This is a genomic window from Streptomyces marokkonensis, assembly GCF_039539045.1.
Classification (GTDB): domain Bacteria; phylum Actinomycetota; class Actinomycetes; order Streptomycetales; family Streptomycetaceae; genus Streptomyces; species Streptomyces marokkonensis.
On the sequence record NZ_BAABCQ010000404.1, the window covers coordinates 1 to 795 of the forward strand.

1 protein-coding gene is annotated in these 795 nt (G+C 74.5%); it reads left to right on the forward strand.

Annotated features, from left to right (window positions below; all coding sequences use genetic code 11):
• The coding region (locus ABEA26_RS36120) for a condensation domain-containing protein (RefSeq protein WP_345598324.1) at positions 1 to 795 on the forward strand (795 nt) is incomplete at both ends.

Here is a 795-nt window from a genome sequence, read left to right on the forward strand (position 1 = left end):
TGCGTCACCTGGACGCCGCGGGCGCCGCCCGCACCCCCCTGCGCCCCGCCGAGCGTCCCGAGCGGACACCTCTGTCACCCGCGCAGTGGCGCCTGTGGTTCCTCAGCCAGGTCGAGGGGGCGGGGCCCACCTACAACATCCCCTACGCCCTGCGGCTGTCCGGCCGTCTCGACGAGGACGCGCTGCGCGTGGCCCTGGACGACGTTGTGGCCCGCCACGAAAGCCTGCGCACCGTCTTCCCCGACGACGGAGGCACGCCGTACCAGCGGATCCTCGCCCCCGACGCGGCACGTGTACCGCTCACCGCGGCCCAGACCACCGAGGAGGGACTGCCGGCCGCACTCACCGAGGCGGGACGCACCGGCTTCGACCTCGCCCGCGAACTGCCGCTCCGCGCCCACCTGCTGCGCACCTCGCCCACCGAGTGCGTGCTGCTGCTCAACCTGCACCACATCGCCGGCGACGGCTGGTCCATGGCACCCCTCGCCCGCGACCTGATGACGGCCTACGATGCCCGGTGCCGTGGGGAGGAACCGGGATGGGCGCCGCTGCCGGTGCAGTACGCCGACTACGCGCTGTGGCAGCGCGAGCTGCTCGGCGAGGAGGGGGACGGCGACAGCGAGACGGCACGCCAGCTCGACCACTGGCGCGAGACCCTGGCCGCCCTGCCCGCCGAGATCACCCTGCCCGCCGACCGCCCCCGGCCCGCCGTGGCCGGGTACGACGGAGCGCTCGTCCGCTTCCGGCTGGAGCCGGAGTTGCATGCGGGGTTGGTGTCGTTGGCGCGGGAGTCGT